Annotated in this window: 21 protein-coding genes; 9 read left to right on the plus strand and 12 right to left on the minus strand. The window is 36.9% G+C overall.

Annotation, left to right across the window (positions count from 1 at the left end; genetic code table 11):
* Window positions 1-5 precede the first annotated feature (5 nt).
* Both mutL and tsaE read right to left on the minus strand, forming a co-directional pair.
* The gene (gene mutL, locus G8E00_RS09620; RefSeq protein WP_166224133.1) at window positions 6-1,997 is read right to left on the minus strand and encodes a DNA mismatch repair endonuclease MutL; all 1,992 of its coding nucleotides are present in this window, start codon (window positions 1,995-1,997) and stop codon (window positions 6-8) included.
* A gap of 72 nt (window positions 1,998-2,069) precedes the next feature.
* The gene (tsaE, locus tag G8E00_RS09625) at window positions 2,070-2,546 is read right to left on the minus strand and encodes a tRNA (adenosine(37)-N6)-threonylcarbamoyltransferase complex ATPase subunit type 1 TsaE (RefSeq protein WP_166009448.1); all 477 of its coding nucleotides are present in this window, start codon (window positions 2,544-2,546) and stop codon (window positions 2,070-2,072) included.
* A 264-nt stretch (window positions 2,547-2,810) separates the two neighbouring features.
* Here tsaE and G8E00_RS09630 point away from each other — a divergent pair, with 264 nt between their 5' ends.
* From G8E00_RS09630 to G8E00_RS09640, 3 genes are all read left to right on the plus strand, one after another.
* The gene (locus G8E00_RS09630) at window positions 2,811-3,728 is read left to right on the plus strand and encodes a pseudouridine synthase (protein ID WP_166224136.1); all 918 of its coding nucleotides are present in this window, start codon (window positions 2,811-2,813) and stop codon (window positions 3,726-3,728) included.
* Window positions 3,729-3,835: 107 nt separating this feature from the next.
* Complete coding sequence (locus G8E00_RS09635) at window positions 3,836-4,141, plus strand: type II toxin-antitoxin system RelB/DinJ family antitoxin (protein WP_166009444.1); 306 nt, start codon at window positions 3,836-3,838, stop codon at window positions 4,139-4,141.
* 93 nt (window positions 4,142-4,234) lie between these two features.
* Window positions 4,235-4,678: a GNAT family N-acetyltransferase gene (locus G8E00_RS09640; protein WP_166009442.1), complete on the plus strand. Its 444-nt coding sequence runs from the start codon at window positions 4,235-4,237 to the stop codon at window positions 4,676-4,678.
* Between the two features lie 179 nt (window positions 4,679-4,857).
* Here G8E00_RS09640 and G8E00_RS09645 read toward each other — a convergent pair whose 3' ends face one another.
* Window positions 4,858-5,589 carry a pseudouridine synthase gene (locus G8E00_RS09645; RefSeq protein WP_166224139.1) on the minus strand — a complete coding sequence of 244 codons (732 nt, stop codon included), beginning with the start codon at window positions 5,587-5,589 and terminating at the stop codon, window positions 4,858-4,860.
* 682 nt (window positions 5,590-6,271) lie between these two features.
* Here G8E00_RS09645 and G8E00_RS09650 point away from each other — a divergent pair.
* The 3 genes from G8E00_RS09650 to G8E00_RS09660 all read left to right on the plus strand — a co-directional run bounded on the left by G8E00_RS09650 (window position 6,272) and on the right by G8E00_RS09660 (window position 8,078).
* Window positions 6,272-6,523, plus strand: coding sequence for a hypothetical protein (locus tag G8E00_RS09650; protein ID WP_166009438.1), 252 nt, complete (start codon window positions 6,272-6,274; stop codon window positions 6,521-6,523).
* 57 nt (window positions 6,524-6,580) lie between these two features.
* The gene (locus G8E00_RS09655; protein WP_166009436.1) at window positions 6,581-7,465 is read left to right on the plus strand and encodes a hypothetical protein; all 885 of its coding nucleotides are present in this window, start codon (window positions 6,581-6,583) and stop codon (window positions 7,463-7,465) included.
* Between the two features lie 154 nt (window positions 7,466-7,619).
* The gene (locus G8E00_RS09660) at window positions 7,620-8,078 is read left to right on the plus strand and encodes a DUF441 domain-containing protein (protein WP_166009434.1); all 459 of its coding nucleotides are present in this window, start codon (window positions 7,620-7,622) and stop codon (window positions 8,076-8,078) included.
* A gap of 95 nt (window positions 8,079-8,173) precedes the next feature.
* On the opposite strand, the gene G8E00_RS09665 is transcribed toward G8E00_RS09660, so the two are convergent.
* The 3 genes from G8E00_RS09665 to G8E00_RS09675 form a co-directional block, all read right to left on the minus strand.
* Entirely contained in the window at window positions 8,174-9,376 is a 1,203-nt protein-coding gene (locus G8E00_RS09665; protein ID WP_166009432.1) for a mechanosensitive ion channel family protein, read from the minus strand.
* Window positions 9,377-9,729: 353 nt separating this feature from the next.
* Window positions 9,730-10,647, minus strand: a complete 918-nt coding sequence (locus tag G8E00_RS09670; protein ID WP_166224142.1) for a LysR family transcriptional regulator — start codon at window positions 10,645-10,647, stop codon at window positions 9,730-9,732.
* A 604-nt stretch (window positions 10,648-11,251) separates the two neighbouring features.
* Window positions 11,252-11,602 (minus strand): hypothetical protein, encoded by a 351-nt coding sequence (locus G8E00_RS09675; RefSeq protein ID WP_166009428.1) that lies wholly within the window; start codon window positions 11,600-11,602, stop codon window positions 11,252-11,254.
* A 314-nt stretch (window positions 11,603-11,916) separates the two neighbouring features.
* On the opposite strand from G8E00_RS09675, the gene G8E00_RS09680 reads away from it, so the two are divergent.
* Entirely contained in the window at window positions 11,917-13,065 is a 1,149-nt protein-coding gene (locus G8E00_RS09680) for an aldose epimerase family protein (RefSeq protein ID WP_166224145.1), read from the plus strand.
* 80 nt (window positions 13,066-13,145) lie between these two features.
* Here the strand turns inward: G8E00_RS09680 and gltS are convergent, their stop codons facing one another.
* Entirely contained in the window at window positions 13,146-14,360 is a 1,215-nt protein-coding gene (gene gltS / locus G8E00_RS09685; protein WP_166009424.1) for a sodium/glutamate symporter, read from the minus strand.
* Window positions 14,361-14,971: 611 nt separating this feature from the next.
* Between gltS and mqo the strand changes: the two genes are divergently transcribed.
* On the plus strand, window positions 14,972-16,612 hold the full coding sequence (gene mqo / locus G8E00_RS09690) for a malate dehydrogenase (quinone) (RefSeq protein ID WP_166224148.1): 1,641 nt from the start codon (window positions 14,972-14,974) through the stop codon (window positions 16,610-16,612).
* A gap of 237 nt (window positions 16,613-16,849) precedes the next feature.
* On the opposite strand, the gene G8E00_RS09695 is transcribed toward mqo, so the two are convergent.
* On the minus strand, window positions 16,850-17,065 hold the full coding sequence (locus tag G8E00_RS09695) for a hypothetical protein (RefSeq protein ID WP_166224151.1): 216 nt from the start codon (window positions 17,063-17,065) through the stop codon (window positions 16,850-16,852).
* Window positions 17,066-17,523: 458 nt separating this feature from the next.
* Between G8E00_RS09695 and G8E00_RS09700 the strand changes: the two genes are divergently transcribed.
* The gene (locus tag G8E00_RS09700) at window positions 17,524-19,476 is read left to right on the plus strand and encodes a multicopper oxidase family protein (RefSeq protein ID WP_227591353.1); all 1,953 of its coding nucleotides are present in this window, start codon (window positions 17,524-17,526) and stop codon (window positions 19,474-19,476) included.
* 90 nt (window positions 19,477-19,566) lie between these two features.
* Here the strand turns inward: G8E00_RS09700 and G8E00_RS09705 are convergent, their stop codons facing one another.
* The 4 genes from G8E00_RS09705 to G8E00_RS09720 all read right to left on the minus strand — a co-directional run bounded on the left by G8E00_RS09705 (window position 19,567) and on the right by G8E00_RS09720 (window position 23,830).
* A complete protein-coding gene (locus tag G8E00_RS09705) occupies window positions 19,567-19,779 on the minus strand; it encodes a hypothetical protein (RefSeq protein ID WP_166224157.1) in 213 nt (70 codons plus the stop codon).
* Window positions 19,780-19,806: 27 nt separating this feature from the next.
* Window positions 19,807-20,337, minus strand: a complete 531-nt coding sequence (locus G8E00_RS09710) for a 3'-5' exonuclease (protein ID WP_166224160.1) — start codon at window positions 20,335-20,337, stop codon at window positions 19,807-19,809.
* The gene (locus G8E00_RS09715) at window positions 20,337-21,116 is read right to left on the minus strand and encodes a hypothetical protein (protein WP_227591354.1); all 780 of its coding nucleotides are present in this window, start codon (window positions 21,114-21,116) and stop codon (window positions 20,337-20,339) included. Before G8E00_RS09715 ends, G8E00_RS09710 begins: the two co-directional genes overlap by 1 nt.
* 74 nt (window positions 21,117-21,190) lie before the next feature.
* Window positions 21,191-23,830 carry a bifunctional aconitate hydratase 2/2-methylisocitrate dehydratase gene (locus tag G8E00_RS09720; RefSeq protein ID WP_166224163.1) on the minus strand — a complete coding sequence of 880 codons (2,640 nt, stop codon included), beginning with the start codon at window positions 23,828-23,830 and terminating at the stop codon, window positions 21,191-21,193.
* Window positions 23,831-24,135: the final 305 nt, after the last annotated feature.

A 24,135-nucleotide genomic window follows, 5' to 3' on the forward strand; every position in this document is an offset into this window, starting at 1 on the left:
TACAACTACTCTCCCCGAGCAAATAATTTATCTAATTGAACCAATGGAAATGCACGCCATGTTGGACGACCATGATTACATTGACTGGCAAATTCTGTTTGTTCCATTTGTCTCAATAACGCATTCATTTCTGAAAGACTGAGCATACGATGAGCACGTACTGCACCGTGGCAAGCCATACCAGCAAGGATCTGATCACGCTTTTGTTGCAACATTTGCGCTTCATCATTAGGATCTAAATCATTTAACAATTCATTTAACAAATCCGTCAGATTTGCTTTTTGCAATACCGCAGGAACACCCCGAATAATGACTTGATCATCGCCATACAAATCAACTTCCAAACCCAATCGTTGAAATTGAGGTTTTAAGTCATCAATACGCATTGCTTGCATACGTGTTATAGAGATCACTTTAGGAATCAATAATTGCTGAGATGCCCAAAACTCAGGCTTATCCCATGCAGCTTTCATCTGTTGCAATAAAATACGCTCATGTGCTGCATGCATATCGACAATGATGAGCCCTTCGGTATTTTGCGCCAAAATATAAATACCATGTAATTGCGCTATGGCGATTCCCAAAGGATATTCATCAACTTTTGAAGGGGCGTGATTTGGATCGTTCTCCAAAGATTCATCACCCAACTGCTGTTGTGATTTTAACGGCGCCAAATAACTCTTTAGCGCATTATTCATTTGTGCCGTACCCGAATAGATACTTGGCTGTGCATAACGAATCGATTGAGGCTGACGATCACTAAAATCACTTAATCCATCACCCGATTCTACTTGCGGATCATTATTCTGTAATTGTACAAGAGGTGCTGCATTTGAATGATGAGCATGTAGCGTGGAGTTGTCTTTATGCAGTTGAAACTGTTCTTGATATCGTGGTTGGGGATTTAACTCCACTTGCGGAGCAGATTGCCCATCCAACTTCATCGCTTCTGCTAAATCTGCAGTTGCTGTTTGAAACTGAGACAATGTGTCTTTGGCAAAATGGCGCACAAACTCATGTACTTCTCGCTGATTCAGAAAACGAATTTCATGTTTCGTCGGATGCACATTCACATCAATATTTTCAGGGTCGACTTCTAAAAACAGCAAATAGGCTGCATGTTGATGACCATGTAAAATACCGTCATAGGCCATTCGAAGGGCATGAGAAATGGTTTTATCTTTAACGATGCGTCCATTCACATAAACATACTGTAAATCAGCTTGTGCTCTGGCATCTGATGGATGCCCTAACCAACCAGATAAACGCATACTGATGCTTTCAGCATCGATCCAATAGGCATTTTCAGTAAATGATCGACCCAATAACTGTTGCACACGCTGAAAACGGAGTTCACCGCTGTCTGCTATGGGTAAATTGAGTCGAATGTTCTGATTGTGTTCTAGCACAAAACGGATATCAAAATGCGTCAAAGCTAAACGACGAACGATTTCTTCAATATGTCCAAATTCGGTATTCGGCTTCTTTAAAAATTTACGGCGCGCAGGCACATTAAAGAATAAATCTTGAACACGAATATGTGTTCCGCGTTGCGTTGCAATCGCTTGAATCTCTTGATGATCAAAAGCGGTCCCATTCACTTCAACTTGATAACCAATACCTGACTCATCCTGGCTACTGCTCAGCGTTAAACGTGATACAGCAGCAATAGACGCCAATGCCTCTCCACGGAAGCCGAGACTCACAATTGCATGCAAATCTTCAGCACTTTGGATTTTACTGGTCGCATGTCGCATGACAGCCAAGGGTAAATCTTCTGCATGAATTCCTCGACCATTGTCGATAATCTCAATGAGGGTACTGCCACCTTGCTCTATACGAATAATCAGCTCCGTCGCACCCGCATCAATAGAATTTTCAAGCAACTCTTTGACCACTGATGAAGGACGTTCAATCACTTCACCCGCTGCAATTTGGTTGGCTAAAGCAGGATTTAAGGTTCGAATACGACGTAAACTGATTTCTTCGCGCTGCATATTAAATAGACCTAACTTCTTGTTGCTCTAATGACGTGATATTCGATGTTGCAAATCATCAGAAAATCGTCCCTATCCTGCGGTGTATTCTTGATTTAAAGCATTTTGAAAATCAATCGAATCAAAACTCAGTGTGACTTGACGGAGATCTTCATCATCCATTTTTTCAATTTGAATCACATAGTCGGCTTGTGGAATTTCATCTGCACCTTTCGAAGGCCACTCAAACAAAAATAAAGCATTGGGAGTGTCTAGATAATCACGAATTCCCATAAGTTCAAGTTCATAGGGGTCATTTAAACGGTACAAGTCAAAATGAAAGACGTCTTGTTTTTGAATGGTATACGGCTCAACCAAGGTATAAGTCGGACTTTTTACAGCGCCAGTATGACCCAAGGCTTGCAACCAATAGCGCGTCAAAGTCGTTTTACCTGCACCCAAATCCCCAATCAAATAAATTACACCTTGTGCAATATGTTGACCCAAAAAACTCGCTAATTTTTGAGTATCTTGTTCGTTGGTCAAATTCAATTTAAATGAGTACTGCATAACACCCGCAACATGATTCAATCAAACGAATATGATAACATTGCATTGCTTTAAAACCTACTTTGTGATGATCCAATACTTGCATTTAGCGTATCACTTTTCATGCAATACATTCATTTGCTAGATTTAACGCAATTGTCGCTTGAACGCTTTAATCATTTGATGAATCTTTGGATGATATTTTCATTTAGAAATATCGAATTGAAGATATTAAATCGAATGCTTTTGCGTGATCTAACAATACCTTTTTGATTTAATTTCTATATGCCCAATTTGACAATGACCTCTGAATTCAAACCACCTATGATCAATGGGGTTACTGCCAGCAAAGTCTATTTGCCACATTTAGAGCAAATGCCGAATACATTATTGGATTTTTTATGTCATGAATTTCCACATATTGAGGCAAAAGAATGGCAACAACGTTTTGATGATCAACTCATTATGGATTCAAACGGTCAAATTCTTCAAAAAAATACGGCTTATATCGCCAATCAACATATTTATTACTATCGCTTTTTAGCCAATGAAATTCACGTTCCTTTTCAGGAAAAAATCTTATTTGAAAATGATGATTTACTTGTGGTTGATAAACCACATTTCTTGACCATGAGCCCAACAGGTCAGTATGTGCAAGAAACTTTATTGGTCAGACTTAAAAAAACAACACAAAATGCAGATCTTACGCCGATTCACCGCCTTGATCGTGAAACAGCTGGAGTGGTTTTATTTTCTAAAAGAATTGAAACTCGTGGTGTTTATCAGCAAATGTTTGCTGAGCGAAAAGTACAAAAAATCTATCATGCTATTGCACCTTACAATCCTAAACTTCATTTTCCAATCACTTTAAATTTAAGAATGGACAAAGGCGAACCCTTTTTTACCATGAAAATTGTTGAAGGCACTGCCAACAGTGAAACCCAAATTGAACTGCTAGAACACAATGATCATTGGGCGAAGTACCAACTGAACCCTAAAACAGGGAAACAACATCAATTGCGTGTACATTTAAATTACTTAAATATTCCAATAAAAAATGATGCTTTTTATCCGACTATAAAAAATCGCGATAATACAGATTTTACTAAGCCATTAGCACTTTTAGCGCATCAAATTTCCTTTATCGACCCCATAAATAAACAAGAAATGTGTTTTAATTCCGAAATAGTGTTGACGCTATAATTTCATTGTAATGACAAAAAGTGGAATAATTTAGTGTTTAGACATTGAAATTACATTCACAATGATTAAAATAGAGTCTTAAACTACTCTGCCTTTTGGTTTTATTAATGAGAAAAACAGAAGTCTATCAAGTCCGACTTGACTCACAAGAAAAAAAACAAGCCTTTGCCGTATTTAAAAATTTAGGGATTACACCTGCACAAGCTGTACGTCTTTTTTTCAAGCAAGTGGTATTAACGAAATCCATCCCCTTCGCAATTGAAAACCAGAACATCAACATGGAACAATTGTTGAAACTTAAAAAACTCAAACAAGATCAACAGTCAGAACCTACAGCCAGCAATGTACATTTAGATGATGATGATTTTTTTGCTGAGTTAAATGCCCTTTTGGGTGAAAGTGACAAAACTTAACACTGTTGCATTTTTTCACAATCTTTTCTCCATCAAAACATCGTTTTATGATTAGCTCTATGGCATTGATAACAATAATGCAAGGTGCTGTTCATGATTGTAAGACGAGCTAACTTCGAAGACTTAGAGCAACTTTCTGTATTATTTGATGAATATCGTCAATTCTACGGCGCTTCATCCAATCATCAATTATCTTATGATTTTCTAAAACAACGCTTTTCAAATCAAGAAAGTGTCATATTTATTCATGTGAAAGATGATGTGATTACTGGATTTGTTTTACTTTATCTGGGGTTTTCCTCAGTCGCATGTTCAACCTATTATATTTTAGATGATGTTTATGTCTCGCCAGTTTATCGTCGGCAAGGTTCGGCAAAACAGCTCATTGACACCGCAATTCTATTTGCTCGTCATCAAAATGCCTTACGCATTACCTTAGAGACACAAAAAAATAATTATCAATCTCACAAACTCTATGAACAAATGGGTTTTGTCAAAGACGATGAATTCCAAACCTTCCATTGCTTCTTAAAGTAGCTTCATGTGCAAGAAGCATGTCTAAACCATGCTTCTCCAAAAATCTGTAGATTCAATATTTCAAAGATTATTCAATGCAGCCTATCTAATGCATTGGATATCATATGGCAGAATGAAGGATCTCAATCCTTCAGTGCATCCTTATTTAATTGTTTGAATTTCAACCAAACTCAACAATTTTACAATGTCACATCAGCAACAGGTTCATTACATTGATTTTTAGCAGCCAGTATTTGCGTTTCTGTTAAATACACCCATTCACCTTCCGCTAAGGCTTGAAGTCTTAATTGTCCAATTTGCTGACGGTGTAACCGCTCAACTTTATTCCCGACCGCGGCAAGCATTCGTTTTACTTGGTGATAAACCCCTTGATGAATCGCCATTTGTAATTCATGCAAGGCTAAACGTTCTACATCTGTAGCTGCAAATACGCCTTTCTCATTCCTAAGCTCAACCCCTTGTGTCAGCTGCACAATTTGTTCATCCGTTACAGGGTCAGCCGTTTGCATACGATAAACTTTGGGTACATGTTTCTTCGGATGCGTCAGCGCTTGTAAGAATTGCCCATCATCAGTAAGAAGTAGCAATCCAGTTGTGTCTTGATCTAAGCGACCAACCGTCTGTAGTCCACGATTCATCAGTACGTCATCAAACAAATCAAACACACTAAAGTGATGTGTTGATTGGTGTGAACATTCATAACCAGCGGGTTTATTTAACGCGACATATACTTTCTCGCGGTATTGGTAGCTTTCTCCATACACCTGAAACTCTAGATCATTCAAAGCTAATTTATATTTTGGATCGGTGATGATGAGATCCTGAATTTGAACCGCACCGTTTTTAATCAGTTGTTGGCAGTTTTTTCGAGAACCAAAACCCTGAGACTGCAACATTTTTTCCAACAACATAAATGATCTACCTGAAAATGACGATTTATTCTAATCGAACAATACAACAAACCCAAGTTCTACCAATCCCATAGCGCACGAAACAACGAGTTACTGTACTTTGTTTTAAGTAAAGATCTAAACGCTAGAAAGTAATGCATTTTAATTGATCAAATTTGGCTGTTGTGATCCCTCAAAATTTATCAATATACATATTTATAGTTGGTCTTTTGTTTACTTATTCGTCTTAAAATCAATCAGAATAATCCTTCCATAATGTCTCAAAATTCAGTTTTATGATGAAGATAAAATTTAATCATTATTGTTGAAGTTAAGAAAAATAAATGATAAATCAAATTCCTATGATATTTATCTCTAATTCACGTGAATTTAAATACTTTCTATTGTCACAAAAACATGCATCTTTATCATTGTTGTTGATTACAATTTTTTGCAAAATGTGCAGGATTTTTTGAGCATTGGTTAACATTTTAATCATAGTCAATCCCCTTACAATCTACATAATCATAAGGGCTTAAAAGTCGAAGACATATCAAATGAAACAATACTCAATTTATGTGCTAAGTCTTTAAGTAAAAACAATTCCATTTATACGTGACAAATACCATAACAAATTATTCATCACAAAAAAAAATGAATTCTTCTGTAGTGTATTTGTCATACTTTAAAAGAGAAAAATGCAATGAAGACACTCAATATTAAAGAAATTTATGCTGTGAATGGTGCTGGATTAAGCTTGGGCTTACCACCATTACGCCTACCAATCAAATGTTTTCCACCGATCTCTACTAGAGCTGTCGGTGAAGAAGAAGGCACACCGATCAAAGATCCATGCTTCCCTAAACTTACCACATTGGCCTTAGGCGAAGAAGGTGACTCTGGTTCTTCGCTTCAAGATCTTAAAGTTCAACAGTCTCCTTTTGGAAATTTTTAATTTAAACAATATCGCTGAACAAATCTAAATCTTCGTGATTTTAAACAAGGGTTTTATATGAGTCTTCTGATTGTTGGTGGAGATCGTGACTATAATTTACTAGCACTTGTAGATGCTGCACGCCTTTTACAGCAACCCTGTCAACCCTTTCTTATTCCAGCAAAATCGAGTCCTGAATTTAGCTGGAGCTTTGAAGATAGTCGACATTTGCCTTCAGGCTTAAATTTGTCTGAAAAACCTCAGGCAGCGTTTATTCGTCAAGATGTATTTCACTATTTTGAAGATGCAAGAAATGAAGTCACCAATCGAGCCAATGCTTGGTATGTGGCTTTAAAAGGATGGATACTTAGTCAAAAAGATATTCGTACTTTTAATCGAGACATCCATCAGATGGCTTCATATAAACCCACCGCCCTGTTTTTAGCACAACAATTGGGTCTAAACATTCCGCGAACTTCCATTAGCAACAGCATGAATCTATTGCAATCACTTGATGCGCTACAGCACATTGCTAAACCCGTCAATGGTGGTGGGCATTGTATAAGTCTAGATCAAGCCATATCCGAAATAAAATTAGATTTTCTCCCTGCTCCTGCAATTATTCAGAACAAACTCATTTCACCAGAATATCGTATTTTTATTATTGGAGATTATGAATTTACCTTTCTGGTCGACAGTCCATCTTTGGATTATCGAGAACTTCAAGATGCAAAACTTGCACTGGTTAATAATCCACACCATGAAGTTGGCTTATTACGACAGTTAATGCAGCAGATGCGTATGAATTTCGGTGCAGCTGATTTTAAAACTGATCCAACTACAGGTGAATTGGTTTTTCTAGAATTAAATACTTCGCCGATGTTTGCACTGTTCGATCAAATCAGTCAGGGAAAACTTTGTCAGGCCATGGTGCAACACTTATTGACAGTGTCAGATGCATAGACCTCATCCAATTAAACGAGCCCAGACCAACATAATGTTTAATGGAGCATTTTCCCACTGAAATTATCCTTATCACACAGGATTGAATAGAGTTTTTTTCTCGTCTCTCGAAAGCTTGTATACTTGTTTTAATATTCAAAATTTAGCGTCCTGCATGAGCCTTTCCAGTCTAGACATCAATCTTATCGTTTTGCTTATCCTGCTTGCATGTGGGATATTTAGCCACAATACAGCTGTGACTATTGCTGCTGCTGTTTTAATTGTTTTTAGAATGACCCCATTGAGCGAGTATTTCCCACTTTTACAGCAACATGGACTCAGTATCGGGATTATTATTCTGACCATTGGAGTACTTACCCCTATCGCCAGTGGCACGATCCCAGGACAAGACATTTTAAAGTCTTTTTTGAGTTGGAAATCTTTAGCTGCAATCGCTGTTGGTGTATTCGTGGCATGGCTCGGTGGTCGTGGTGTGACTCTTATGGCTAAACAACCCAATGTTGTAGCAGGACTGCTCATTGGCACTGTCGCAGGGGTAGCATTGTTACGTGGTGTCCCTGTAGGACCTTTAATTGCCGCGGGTATTCTTTCCCTGATTATTGGTTCATCATGATTGAATTCAAACCATCTTAAAAATGCATGACCCATAAAAAAAGCATAGGCATCCCTATGCTTTTTAGCTAAAAGTAGATTGAAATTTTATCGTTGTTACGCGATAAATTTACGTACATCATCACCAGATGGCGCTTGATACACTTTCAAACCAAACTCAGGTGCCATCGCAATAATATGTTCAAAAATTTCAGATTGAATATTTTCATAATTCGCCCATACCGTTGTAGAAGCATAGGTATATAATTCTAATGGCAAACCCTCTGCTGTGGGTTGCTGATGACGAACAATAATGGTCTGATTCTGTGCAATATTGGGATGATGATCTAAATAATCTTGTAAATACTGACGGAAAAGTCCCAAATTGGTTAATCGATACGGATTATTTTCATCCAATTGTTTTGGATCATCACAAATCGATTGATTCGTAGGGAAAAACTTTTTCAGCATGCCCAAACTTTCAGCACCTAGAAAACCAATAGAAGTTTGATCAAAGGTCACAGATCGTAAAATACGTCGACAGCCCGATTCACGCATACCACGCCAGTTTTTAAAACTGTCTGTCACCAATTTATTGGTTGGAACCGTACTTAAAGTTTTATCAAAGTTTTGCACCACAATCGTGTGTAATGAAATATCAATCACATCACCATTGATCCCTAAATTTGGCATTTCAATCCAATCCCCGACGCGAACCATATCGTAAGATGAGATTTGTACGGATGCGACCAGAGACAAAATGGTATTTTGAAAGACCAACATCAGTACTGCAGCCATGGCACCAAAACCTGCCAATAAGGTAAAGACATCTTTCTTTAAAAACGTCGCTAAAATCAATAAACCACAAATCACAAAGATAATCAGTTTAATTAGCTGCAAATAACCTTTGATTGGTTTATTTTTTGAAGCAGGTTTCTTTTGATAAACTTCATTAAATAAATCTAAGAATTCTGCAATTGAACGTGCGATGGTGATAAAAATAAAAGCTTGCGCTAACATTTGAATAATCGAAACGGCACTTGCACTTAAAAATGGAACTGTATGTATTCCATTTAAAATCACAATAGCGGGCACAAGGTTTGAAACCAGATGAATCACGCTATATTCTGCAAAAATGTCTTGATCAATAAAGGGCATTTTTTTGAGTAATACACGAATACCGCGTACCACCACTTGCTTTACAATAACATTCGCAATAATTGCCACACAAATTAATATACTTAAAGATGTCGCCATTTCAAGCCAAGGAAATTGATCTGCCCAAGCTTTAATATGATCAACAAATGGATAGTCTTTCATTTACCAAAATTATTCACTGCCAAAATGAGTCAACAGTTTAGGACGATGTGAACTAAAGTCTAATAAAAGGCTGTAATTTGACGAACAACTTTCTATTTTTTAATCATTGTGTTGAGTATTTATGCAAAACCCATTCTGCTTTGAAACATATTGTTGAAATGCTAAACAATCATAAATTTACTCCATTTCCATATCAATAAATTAAATGTCGTTTTATATAGAGCTGAATAAGATCAAACTCATCCTCAAGCATTTTGACATTCCATTTGATGAGTCTGAAATATAAAACTGCTTATCTCTGGCTAAAATAGAGACTTTTTGAATGTGAAATAAAATGATGTGAATCACAAAGATTAAGCATAATAGTGTTCACGTTTACTTGAAAATTTTTCCAATTGCTTTAAAAAACCTTCGAAATAACTTTTCTGTTTATCCTCACTGCGATACCCCGCATACAGCGTACGGCGTAAACCCTGTTCAGAAACACAGTCTAAACGACGTGACACAACCCAACCTTTTTGCTCGTATTCACGTACCACCCAATCGGGTAAAGCCGCAATACCACGACCACTGGCAACCAATTGAATGAGCATTTGGGTTAAGTCTGTCGTCCGAATCGCCTTGGGCATAATATTCGCTGGAAGAAATAACTTTGCCATAATATCTAGACGATGTTTATCGACTGGATAAGTGATAAAAGTTTCTTCTGCTAAATCTTGTATTGTGATCTGTTCTGCCCGAACCAATGGATGTGTATTGGATAAAACCAAGCGTGACTCATATTCAAAAATGGGGAAATATTCAATCCCTTTCAGTGCGATCGGATCTGCTGTAATCAGTAAATCAAACTCATTATTTTGTAGTAACTCATGAGGATTGGCTTCAAAACCAGAGGCAAAGTCTAAATCAACATCTGGGTATTGTGAGCGGTATTGATTCAATAACGGCATCAGCCAATCAAAACAACTGTGGCATTCTGATGAAAAAATAATACGCCCAGTCTGACCATGCACAATGCGGGTGATATCAGACTGTGCAATTTGAATTTGTGGCAACACATCATCTGCTAACTTTAACAAGCGTTGTCCTACATTAGAAAAGCTCACAGGGCGAGTACGGCGGTTCACAACCTCTACCCCATACCAATGATCCAACTCTTTAAGCTGATGAGAAATGGCCGATGGAGTAAGACATAAATCACTCGCAGCTGCCACCAATGAACCATGTTCACGTAATGCAGTAAGTGTTTTTAAATGACGTATTTCGAGCATGAATGGGTTCCAACAAGTTGCGTAAGAATACGCATTACACTTATGTTTGAAAGTTCAAAAATTTAACCGACATGGTTTTGCTTAAGATTGAAGCTATATAAAGCTTCGATGATCTAATTTGACCTTCAAATTCCACGGTAAAATCTAAGCCTAAAATTCTAGAAACAATAAGATTTGGCATGATCAAATGCGATTAAGAAAATCTATTGATCATCTTAGCATTTGAAACAAAAAATGAATTAAATTCACCATATCATAAATATAATGAAGAATACTAAACAATTCAACTTCATGATCAAGACTGAACATGAATTAAGCTCAATTCAATTCTAAGCAGAACTTTTGCTCAATTTTAATCAATACCATTCAAGGAAATACGAATTTACATGAGATGAATATTAAAAAACCTCTCACATATGCAGAGGTTTGTGTTTTTCTGTTGCTGTTTTTCTATTTCTGTCCTTTCTATTACCAATCCAGTTATCGATCAAAGTCTAAACCATAATTGTCATATCATTTAGTGTTTGAATAAATCCCATTGATCAGTTGAAATCTACATATTGACAGTCTATCTGTATCCAATCCGCTCCAATTCATATCTTATTTATTTTTTTAATTTGGATATACATGCAGCATTCATGAGTAATGCCGATGTCCCTTGCGGTGAATAAGCAGATTTATTGTGTGTGTTAATTTTCGATACTTTGCCATTTTTATAATAGTAAGTCTTCGCATTTTCAAGCAATTGTTGAGTTTGACAATTGAGCTGATTTTCAACAATCAAAGTCTTATGCTGACGAATTTTAGGATCACAATCTACAGCCTTTGCATAATCATATTTCTCACGCAGCTGATTATTTTTCAAGGCATCTTGATCATAAAATACCTGAATATGACAGACATTTTCTTTAGAAGGTACAAAAATCCACTGCTCAGCAACCGACTGTTGGCTCACAGTTAATCCGACTAAGCTTAAGAGTAAAACTAAATTTTTATTTATCATAAATATTTAAAGCACATAAAAATAATGAAATGTTTAATTAAGAAATATTCAATCCTTTTACCCTACTCAAGTTCACTCGAATTTACAGTAAATTAATCGTAATTGCTCTAACTTAAGATTGACGCAATGCTTTTGCATAAAAAACAATCAAACATACAACATAGAGCTTAATTTTATAAGAGTACAGGCATAAGATAGCGTATATGTTTCCGTCGCGTCATCTCTCCCACGACATTCTTAAAACCCCATGCAAAATGGACAACATTATGAAATATCTATTGCCCCTCTCCCTATTGGCATTGAGTATTCAATCCGTTTCAGCAGCAACTGTCACTGCTGCTCCTTTTGGTATCACTGCCAAAGGACAACAAGCAACCGAATACACCTTTAAAAATAACAATGGGATGAGCGTTAAAATCATCAATATTGGCGGTGCAATTCGTGAAATTAATGTTCCAGATCAAAAGGGTCAAACAGCCAATGTCGTGCTTGGTTACTCAGATGCAGAAAGCTATGCAAGCAAAAATGACGTATATTTGGGTGTGTTGATTGGTCGTTATGCCAACCGCATTGCCAATGGTAAATTTATGTTGAATGGTCAAACCTATCAACTACCATTAAACAATGGCAATAATACCCTTCATAGTGGTCCTTCTACTTTTGCGCAAGACTTCTGGGAAGCTAAAATTCTTCCACAGAAAAAAGGCAATACCACAGCGTCTGTTGAAATGTCTTACCTTTCACCAAATGGACAAAATGGCTTCCCTGGCAACGTCAAAACGACTGTTGTTTACAGCTTGAATGAACAAAATGAGTTGTCTATTCAGTACAAAGCCACCACTGACCAAGACACTGTGATTAACCTCACCAACCACAGTTACTTTAATTTAGCCGGTGAAGGCAGTGGCACTGTTGAAAAGCAACAAGTGCAAATTTTAGCATCTAAATACACTCCAACAGATGCAGGTTCAATTCCAACAGGTGAACTCGCTTCTGTCACTGGAACACCTTTTGATTTTCGTCAAATGAAAGCCATTGGCCAAGATTTACGTAGTAATCATAAACAAATGATTCTTGCTCACGGTTTTGACCATAACTTCGTACTCGATGCTTATGATCCAAAATCAAAAGAACCTAAACTTGCGGTGAATGCGATTGACCCTGAATCTGGTCGTTTTATGCAAGTCTTCACCACTGAACCAGGTGTACAGTTCTATACATCAAATTTCTTAGATGGTTCAATCGTGGGAACTTCGGGTAAAGCTTACCGTCAGACTGCTGCTTTTGCTTTAGAAGCAGAACATTTCCCAAATTCGCCTAACCAAGCCAACTTCCCTTCTACAGTGTTGAAAAAAGGACAAACTTTCCAAGCAACCACTGTGTATAAATTTGGCGCGCAATCAGTGACAAAATAAAATTAAATAGCTAAAAAAGCCTCGATTCAGATCGAGGCTTTTTATTTTTAGCGGTACAATGAATCTATCGATAAATACAACTAGAAAAATTTAATAATGGTTTGAATCACCACGGCGTTAATGATATCAATAAAGAACGCGCCACATAGCGGAATAATCAAGAACGCTTTATGCGAAGGCCCATAGGTATTGGTTACTGCTTGAATATTGGCAATCGCTGTAGGTGTTGCCCCCATACCAAAGCCACAATGACCTGCCGACAGAACCGCTGCATCGTAATCACTTCCCATCACTTTAAAAGTCACGAAAATTGTAAATAACGCTAGAGTTGCTGTTTGCAACAACAAGATAATGACCAATGGACCTGCTAAATCTGCCAATAGCCATAATTGCAAAGACAAGAGCGCCATGGATAAATACAGAGATAAAGATGCATTGCCAAACACATCGATGGCACGGTCGAATATATTCACTTTCAATCCATGCTCTAAAGTGTTACGGACCAATACACCACATGCCAAAGCCCAAACAAAGGTTGGCAGTTCAAACCATTGGCCTTTGCTAAATTCAGTCATGCCGTTGGCAACAAAAATGCACAATGCAAACATCCCTAAGGTCGACACTGCATTATTTGAAGTGATTAAACGGGTTTTTCTTGGATACTCAAATGCCGCTGAATTTTGATGTGCAGGTTGATCATCATCCTCATCGTTGACTTGATCAGCTAAATGATGGCGTTTAATTAAAAATTTCGCCACTGGACCACCAATCACTCCCCCAATAATTAAGCCAAAGGTTGCACTGGCCATACCCAACACAATAGCACCTTGAATCCCATGCTGAGTTTCTAAAATTTGCCCCCAAGCACCTGCTGTACCATGACCGCCAGTCAGTGTAATTGAACCCACAATAAGACCAATCAAAGGATCCAAACCAAGCATAGTCGCTAAACTCATCCCCACTACATTTTGCACAAGTACAAATGTTGCAACGCAGACTAAAAACAGTAATAAGCTTTTACCGCCTTCTTTGAGTTTAGAAAAACTGGCACTTAAACCAATAGAGGTAAAAAACATGAGCATCAGGACATTTTGGATTTGCGCATTGAAATTTGCACTTATTCCAAAAAATGAATATAAGGCATAGGCACATAGCGCTGCAATCAGACCACCCACCACAGGTTCTGGAATATTATAGTTTTTAAAAAATGAGATTTTTTGAACCAGATAACGACCCAAAAATAGAAAAACAACGGCTATGACCAATGTACCAAAAGCATCAATTTCTATATTCATTCAATATTCCTGTTATTGTCCATTTTTGTTGTTGTGAATTAAACATGAGAGCAAGCACTTGTTACAGCACTATAAATGTAAAAATTTACATGTGATGTCTAAGGTTTAAACTCAGCATGCATACTCAAATATTTTAACGCTGAATCGTATAACCACAATATATAACTACTGCACAATAAACTACAAAATAAGTTGAGCTACATGTGAAAAGCCAATTCAGAATATATAGATCAATCAACCTCCTTTAAATAAGACATATTTAAATCGATCTTGATCATGTTAAAAGTTTTATATATTTGACAAAATTTATAAAAATTGTGAATTTTCTTGAGTTTAATGATCTATTTATGTTCTAATAGATGCAGTTTGAGATGAGCCTCTTACAGTATTATGGCTTGACCCTAATACGACTAGCCCCTAACCATGGGGCTTTTTATTATTTAAATAAAAATTTCGGTTCAAATTTGAGCCAATAAGTACATGTTGAATCATTAATTTCTCTCCTAAATTGTTTAATTTTTATCTGAAAAAAGTCGAATGATTAAAATTTTTGTTTAAGCTCTGATACAATTGATTAAAAATTATACAATTTAAATGAATAAGGCATATTTATGAAAAAATTTTTAAAATATTTACTCATCATACTGGTCATCCTATTTATTATTGGATTGATCTTCTTATTTAGACCAATTGCCTCGAAACCAGTTAAAACAAATCAAAATGAACCTATTGCAGATGTTGTATTGATCGGTGGTGGAATCATGAGTGCGACTTTAGGTGCTTATCTCAATGAGTTAGAACCAAACTGGGACATCCGCATGTATGAACGCCTAGACCAAGTCGGTCAAGAAAGTTCAGCAGGTTTCAACAATGCGGGAACAGGCCATTCTGGCTTTATGGAAATGAACTACACCTCTGAAAAAGACGGTAAAATGGATATCACCAAAGCGGTTGATACAGCTTCTCAATTTGAAGTGAGTAAACAGTTTTGGGCACATGCGGTGAAAAATGGAGTTTTAGATGAACCTAAAACATTTATCAATCCCGTTCCTCATATTGCCTTTGTCTGGGGCGATGGTGTTGATTTCTTGAAAAAACGTTATGCAGCCATGATCCAAAATCCGTTGTTTGAAGGAATGGTCTATAGCGATAACCCAGAAGAAATTAAACAATGGGCACCTTTAGTGATGCAAGGTCGTGATGCTTCACAAAAGATTGCTGCAACACGTATGGATGTCGGTTCTGATGTCAACTATGGTGCGATTACCACACAGTTGGTTGGTCACTTAAACAAACAACCGAAATTTAAACTTGAAACTCAAACTGAAGTCACGGGTATTAGCCCAAATGCCGACAAGACGTGGACTGTTTCCTTTAAAAATTTAAAAACCAACGCAACCAGCCATATCAAGACACGTTTTGTGTTTATTGGTGCAGGTGGTGCAGCAGTGAAACTATTGCAAATGACAGGTCTTGAAGAGTCTAAGCAATATGCTGGCTTCCCCATTGGTGGCGTATTCCTAATGACTGATAATCCAGAAGTGACATCAAAACATACCGCTAAAGTGTATGGCCGTCCTGAATTGGGTGCTCCTCCTATGTCTGTTCCACATATTGATACGCGTTATGTGGATGGGAAAAAATATGTCTTATTTGGACCATTTGCAACTTATTCAAACAAGTTCTTAAAAAATGGATCTCAGTTTGACTTGATGGATGCGACCAATAAAAACAACGTCATTCCTATGGCAACGATTGGTTTAGAAAATCTAGATTTGGTGAAATACTTGATGAGCCAAGTGGCGATGTCTAAACAAGATCAATTCAATGAATTAAAGAAATATTATCCTGATGCGAAAATCGAAGACTTTACAGCACGTCAAGGTGGTCAACGTGTTCAGATTATTAAGAAAGTTCCAGGTAAAGAAGCCACTTTACAGTTTGGTACTGAAATCTTTGCCTCTAAAGATGGTTCTGTAACCGCATTATTGGGTGCATCCCCTGGTGCTTCGACTTCTCCATATATCATGCTGAGCTTGATGGAAAAAGCCTTCCCAGAGAAAGTAAAAGGTGAATGGAATCCGAAGTTAAAAGCTATTGTAAAATCGTATGGTCAAGATTTAAGTAGCAACCCAGCTTTACTGGATCAGATTCGTACTGAAACCAGTTCTACTTTAGGTTTGAACTACACACCTCGTCGTCAAGCTGCAAATGATGCGACTGCGACTACTCCTGTAGCTAAAGCCAACTAATAAAATCCACGACATATAAAAAAAGCCACGTCATGTGGCTTTTTTTATAAATGTTTTTTGATAGTTAAACTCAGACCGATGCTTTATCAAATTAACATCAATAGTCGAATAACCATTTAAAATCTAAATTTTTAAACAAACATCGAAAAGATAGCTCTAAATTTACTTTATAAATTTTTTGAATTTCAAATAAAATTTAAATAATCAATCTTGACCGCATAAAATTCCAAGCAGAATTTATTGACGATTTTTCTTGTAATTTGGCTGTGCAGGAATTGGGCCTAAATGATGTTCAGAATAGTATCGCTGTTTTTCAAACTCTGACATATTGGCGGTATTTTCACGAATGCTTTGGTTTTTTAAATAGGTATCCATATTTTCTTGTTCTGAAGGAAGACTGGAACAGCCGATCAGTGACAGTAGAAAACCTGAAGTGATGATGATTTTCAACATTTTTATTCGCCTTTTATAAGTTTTAAGTCGTATGCGGAAGTGTTGTATTTGGGAGAAAGCTTCTGTGTTGCAGATTTTAAACAGCTCGCGCTTATATGTTGAGTTTTACTTACACAAAATTACGTCATAGATTGATTCAAGATTCCATAGCCAGATCATGCCCTTATCCTATTGATCAATTTATAAATACGACAAGCCATTAGATGATCTGATCATATTAAAGAAGTGATAGCGGTTAAAGCAATTAAAACTTTACACATAATGTATTTTATAAGAATATAACTCATTAATATTTAAATAATTTTTTTATATTTTTATAACAAAGAGTATGAACATGGAAAAAGTTATACCGTTATGCATTGTGTTTTTTCACTTCATCAGCTTATGCCGCTATTCAAAACCCACCTGTATTTAAGAATAGTAATGCACAGTCAAATGTTGTTTCGATTGATTTAAAGGTGACGGAAAAACAAGGGGAAATGTACAATCCAAGCAGCAATCTCACCGACAAAGTAATTCTTCGTCAATATATTGATCCTAACAATCCACTCAAGAATCAATTCGTTGCACCTACTATTCAGGTTAAGCAAGATTCTGTTCTAAATGTAAACTTAATCAATCAATTGCCTTTGTATGAATATAAAAATGCTCAAGGCAAAATTGAAAAAACTCCAATTTGTAGAGATGCGCATAATACCATTGGCTGTATTAATACCACCAACTTACATACACATGGATTACATGTAAATCCTGGCTACACCATTCCGCCAAATCCAAACAAACCCAATGATCGTGGTCTTGCAGCAGATAATGTCTTTATAAAAATTAATCCTCAAGAACAACAGCAATATCAATTTCATATAAATAAAGATCACCCTGCTGGCACCTATTGGTATCATGCGCATTTACATGGTTCAACTGCCTTACAAGTCACCAGTGGCATGGCGGGTGCATTGATTGTTGAAGGAAATCGAACCCCTTTTTTTGATGGCAAGTCATTTAATCAAGTTGGTGATTTTGATGTGCTTTGGAAAGCAAAAGGATTAAAAGAAGCTTTATCGGACAATATGCATGTACTATCACCAGATGAAAATAATGATCTGGTGACGGTATTCCAACAGATTCAATATGTGTGCGGTAACCAAGAACCCTATAAAACCACATGTTTGAATAATCAAATTGGGCATCTGCAAGGTGATGTTAAATTTATAAACGATGATAATCTCACTGATACTCTACTCAGTCCTACAGGTTGGAAAAAGTCAGGACGCTATACCTCCATCAATGGTAATGTCTTGGGTCAAATTTTTGTAAAACAGGGGGACTATTATCGCTGGCGTATGATTCATGGTGGCGTTCGTGACACTATCGGATTACGTATTTATAAGCTAGACAGCCCAATTCATCCTGATAAAAAACAAGAATTTATTACTGCATGTCAGAACGCTGCAAAAAATGGTAAACCGATGGAATATGCCATCGTTGCGCAAGACGGATTAACCACCTATTCCATCCAAAAGACCAATGGCACATTATTGCAACCTGGCTATCGTTACGATGCAATTTTAAATTTCAATCAAGATGGTCAATACTGTGTTATTGATAATGATCAATTTTCTAATGCATTTAAAGTCAATGCGAACATTAACAATGAAACACTCAATGCTGCAAATGATCCAGACAAAGTTCTGGCAATGATTCATGTAAATACTGCATATCAAAAACCAGTACCACTTCAAGAGTTTTTGAAAGATAAGGTAGATTTAATCAGACAAAGTAATGGTCAATCTTTAGATGAAAGAACTAAAGCCAAAATCAAAGCTGATTTAGATGAAGGTTTACTCACTGCTTTTGCACCACTACAATCTTTGCAAAACATTGAGGCGAATAAACTTGGTCAACAGGAACTGAATTTTAATATTGGTGGTGCAGGTTTTGGCATTAGTAATCAAAAATATAATGCAGATACTGCTCTTCCCTACGGTCAAAATGAAAATCGTTATTTAAGCTTAAATGGTATAGATGAGTGGACTTTAACTTCTACTCTGGCAGGACACCCTTTTCATATTCATGTGAATCCTTTCCAAATTCAATCTGTATATAAAAAGGGAGATGCAAAAATTGAGAAAAATGATATCACACGTCAGGTTGGTACTGACCCATTGTTCAATGGTTTAAATGGGGTTTGGAAAGATACCTTGTTTGTTCCTAAGGATTATGAAGTAATTGTTCGTACTCAATATGAAAATTTCACTGGCGACTTTGTTTTGCACTGTCATATTTTAGATCATGAAGATCAAGGGATGATGCAGAACGTTCGTATTTGTGATCCTAACGATAAAGACTGTAAATCCAGACCATTTGGATCTGAGGTTCCAAAAGCTCTTCAATCACATACGCATGCTCACTAAATTCAGCCAGTTTTGAATTGGATTTATCAAAAATAAAAAATACCCTTAATGGGTGTTTTTTATGTCTACAGACCTATCAAATTTTATTGCTTATTTTCCATAGACCCATTTTTTGGCTTGTTCATCCGTTATAGATTCACAGACGTAGTAATCATGATCCCATTCGTCTTGATGGTAAATCTCCATTTTTCGATAGGTGACTTGTTTAGCATTTTCAGTGCAGACAAAGCTGTCACCTTGGTCTTTAACTTGAGTTCCGTTTAAGAAACCACCAATACAGAGGAATCGAGATTGTTTTGCCATTTTACGTTAACTTTTTAAATTAAATTATTATTTCAATAACATTAAATTTTTAAATACCTTATAGGTAATATCTGCATCCTCAAGTGCACTATGATAATTACTACGCGGTATATTAAAATGTTTGCATGCATCATTTAATGATATTAAATCGTTTAATCCCCTCTGTTGACAATAGAAAAAGAACATTGTTTGTAGATCTAAATGCCTATAATTAACTCTGTCAAATTCAGCACCAAAGCCATTTTCAAAACACATCTTCTTAAAAAAACCGATATCAAATGTCATATTCCAAGCTATAAAACGAAAATTTGTTCCAAATTTTCGAAAAAAGTCTTCTAGAACTTGTTGTTGATCTGGTTTACCTTTTAAAAATATTTCTTTAAGCCCATGTGTTTTTTTAGCAGAATCACTGAATTTTAAATTTTCTGAAATTCGGATATATGAATGAAATTTATCAACAATTTGAAATTTTTGATCTACCAGTATTGCACCAATTTCAATCGGCTGATCAACGAACTGATTAATACCAGTGGTTTCTAAATCTAATACGCAATACATTACACTTTCTCATCTGGAAATATCTTTACCAACTCACCACTATTGATCATATGATCTTTTTCTCTAGTCATTCTTTCATAAAGGCAATTTGAATTCGTCGTTTTGCTAGCATGAATAGTAATTGGTTTAAAAGATTTTTCAGCAACAGCCTTATTTGGCACAAAATAAATATCATTATCTATCTTATAATAACTATATGTAAAGCAACCCCGTGTGTATTTGTATATTTCTAAATCACAGCTTTTTTCATCACTGATTTCACCATGCCATTTTTTTAAGGTGTCGATTGTACTATTTATACTTTTATCAAATTTATCACTTTCATATTTCCAATACGCTTCATACATAGGTAAAAATTTATTATTACTATCAGCAAGCATAACAATTAACTTACTATTTTTTTTATTCATTAACTTTTTTATTACAGAACTATTTGCATTTAAGAATGTACTTCCATACATAAAAAAAATTTCAACATTTTTTGCAGTTTCAATTTTTTTAGCTAAATTTATTTGAACTTCTGAAAAATCATCAAAATAATCTCGAATCCCAGATTTACTATAATGCTGGGTATGATCAAATATTACTTTATTCCATAAAAATGACACCATTACACTAGCACTTAACGCTATTAGGGTATTTGAAACTGCACCGTACCAAACTTCTGGTAAACTTTGTTTAAAAAAATTTAATAACAAGGCAATAATTATTGCAGCAAAACAGCAGATTAAGAGACCATATCTAAGTTTGATCTCTGAAAACCATATGATTAATTTCACTATTATTATCCAAAAAATAAGGGCTGATTTCTCAGCCCTTATATTTAACTCAAATTACTTAACTTTTCAATCAATTAGCTTAATTGAGCAGCAGCAATTTTCTTGGTATCAACATCTTTAGCAGCGTCAGTATAGTCGCCCATCTTATCGAAGTTCATGTATTGGTAAATATCACCAGACATGCTGTCGATTTGAGCTGCATACTGTTGATATTCTTCTGGAGAAGGTAATTTACCCAATACAGCAGCAACAGAAGCAAGTTCAGCAGACGCTAAGTAAACGTTCGCACCTTGACCTAGACGGTTCGGGAAGTTACGAGTAGAAGTCGATACACACGTTGTGTTCGGCGCTACACGTGCTTGGTTACCCATACACAATGAACAACCTGGCATTTCAGTACGCGCGCCAGCTTTACCATAGATGTTATAGAAACCTTCTTCCATCAATTGACGTTCATCCATACGTGTTGGTGGAGCAATCCACAAACGAGTTGACAATACGCCACCAGGAACTTTCTCTAACAACTTACCAGTTGCACGGAAGTGACCGATGTTTGTCATACATGAACCAACGAATACTTCGTCAATTTTCACGCCTTGAACGTCAGATAACAATTTCGCGTCATCTGGATCGTTTGGACAGCAAAGAACAGGTTCAGTGATTGTAGCAAGATCGATTTCATACACTTTAGTGTATTCAGCATCTGGATCCGCTTTGATTAAGCTTGGGTTAGCCAACCATTTTTCCATGTTCTCAACACGACGAGCCATTGTACGCGCATCGCCATAACCTTCAGAAATCATCCACTTAAGCATAGTGATGTTTGAACGAAGGTATTCAGCAACTTTCTCTTCAGAAAGTGTGATCGAACAACCAGCAGCTGAACGTTCAGCAGATGCATCAGACAATTCGAATGCTTGCTCAACCGTTAAGTCAGTTTCCATTTCTGTTAAGTCGATTTCTAAAATACGACCAGAGAAGATGTTTTTCTTACCTTTCTTCTCTACAGTTAAGTCACCTTGCTGAATCGCAACGTAAGGAATTGCATGTACAAGGTCACGAAGCGTGATACCAGGTTGCATTTTACCTTTGAACTTAACAAGTACAGATTCAGGCATATCCAGTGGCATAACACCAGTTGCTGCAGCGAACGCTACAAGACCAGAACCCGCTGGGAAAGAAATACCAATTGGGAAACGAGTATGTGAGTCACCACCAGTACCAACAGTATCTGGAAGAAGCATACGGTTTAACCAAGAGTGAATAATACCGTCACCTGGGCGTAAAGACACACCACCACGGTTCATGATGAAATCAGGAAGCGTGTGTTGCATTTGAACGTCAACTGGTTTTGGATACGCAGCTGTATGACAGAATGATTGCATAACAAGGTCAGCAGAGAAGCCTAGGCAAGCCAAGTCTTTCAATTCATCACGAGTCATTGGACCTGTTGTATCTTGAGAACCAACAGTCGTCATCTTAGGTTCGCAGTAAGTCCCAGGAAGAACACCTTGACCTTCAGGAAGACCACAAGCGCGACCAACCATTTTCTGTGCTTGAGTGAAGCCTTTACCCGTTGCAGCAGGCTGAACTGGAGTACGGAACAATGTAGAAGGTGCAAGACCTAATTCTTCACGCGCTTTAGTCGTTAAACCACGACCAACGATTAAGTTGATACGACCACCCGCACGAACTTCATCTAGAAGAACTGGAGTTTTAAGGTCAGCTTCAGCAATTACAGCACCGTCTTTAGACGCAGAAACTTTCGCAGCAGCATGATCAATCTTAAGAACGATTTCGTCGCCCATGTTCATGTTTGCAACGTCAATCTCGATAGGTAAAGCACCCGCATCTTCCATTGTGTTGAAGAAAATTGGCGCAATTTTAGAACCTAAGCAATAACCACCGTCTTTTTTGTTCGGGATGTGAGCAATCTCATCACCAAAGAACCAAAGAACAGAGTTCGTTGCAGATTTACGAGATGAACCTGTACCAACAACGTCACCTACGTAAGCAACTTGGTTGCCTTTCGCAACTAATGCTTTAATTTGGCTTAATGGACCAACTTCACCTGGTTTTTCAGGGTTGATACCATCACGTTCGTTTTTAAGCATTGCATTTGCGTGCAATGGAATATCTGGACGGCTCCAAGCGTCTTGAGCTGGAGACAAGTCATCTGTATTTGTTTCGCCAGTAACTTTGAAAACAGTCAATTTGATTTCAGATGGAACATCTGGACGGCTTGTAAACCATTCAGCATCAGCCCAAGATTGAAGAACTGCTTGAGCGTTTTTGTTACCAGATTTTGCTTTATCAGCAACGTCATGGAACGCATCAAATACAAGTAAAGTCTTTTTCAATGCTTCAGCAGCGAGTTCAGCAAGCTCTGCGTTGTCAAGAAGTTCAACTAAAGGAGCAACGTTATAACCACCAAGCATAGTACCTAGTAAGTAAACCGCACGTTCTTTAGAAACTAATGGTGAAGTCGCTTCGCCTTTTGCCAATGCAGCTAAGAAAGCAGCTTTTACATATGCAGCCTGGTCAACACCTGCAGGTACACGGTTTTCAAGCAAATCAACTAAGAATGCTTCTTCGCCTGCTGGTGGATTTTTTAATAATTCAACGAGTGCAGCTGTTTGAACATCATCAAGTGGCTTCGGTGGGACTCCGAGTGCGGCACGTTCTTCAACGTGTTGGCGGTAAGCTTCTAGCACGGTGTAATTCCTCTTTTTTAAAAAATTATTTATGAATTCCTGCTTATAACAAAGCTTCACAAATAATATGGACTGCTAAATTTTACTAAAGTTCTGAGCAAAAGTTAATGCAACTACAGTGTTTCTTCGTGATGACCATTATTTAATAAATAAATGTATCTATAATTCACGATTTTCACACAAATATTAAGCAAATTTATTGACTTAGATTGTTCAATCAATACATCCAAGATGTGTTCAAATCACTGCAAATTGATCAGTTTAGCCTGTGAACCGATCATTTGATTTTGAAGTGTAAATTTGGT

The organism is Acinetobacter shaoyimingii (assembly GCF_011578045.1).
GTDB lineage: Bacteria > Pseudomonadota > Gammaproteobacteria > Pseudomonadales > Moraxellaceae > Acinetobacter > Acinetobacter shaoyimingii.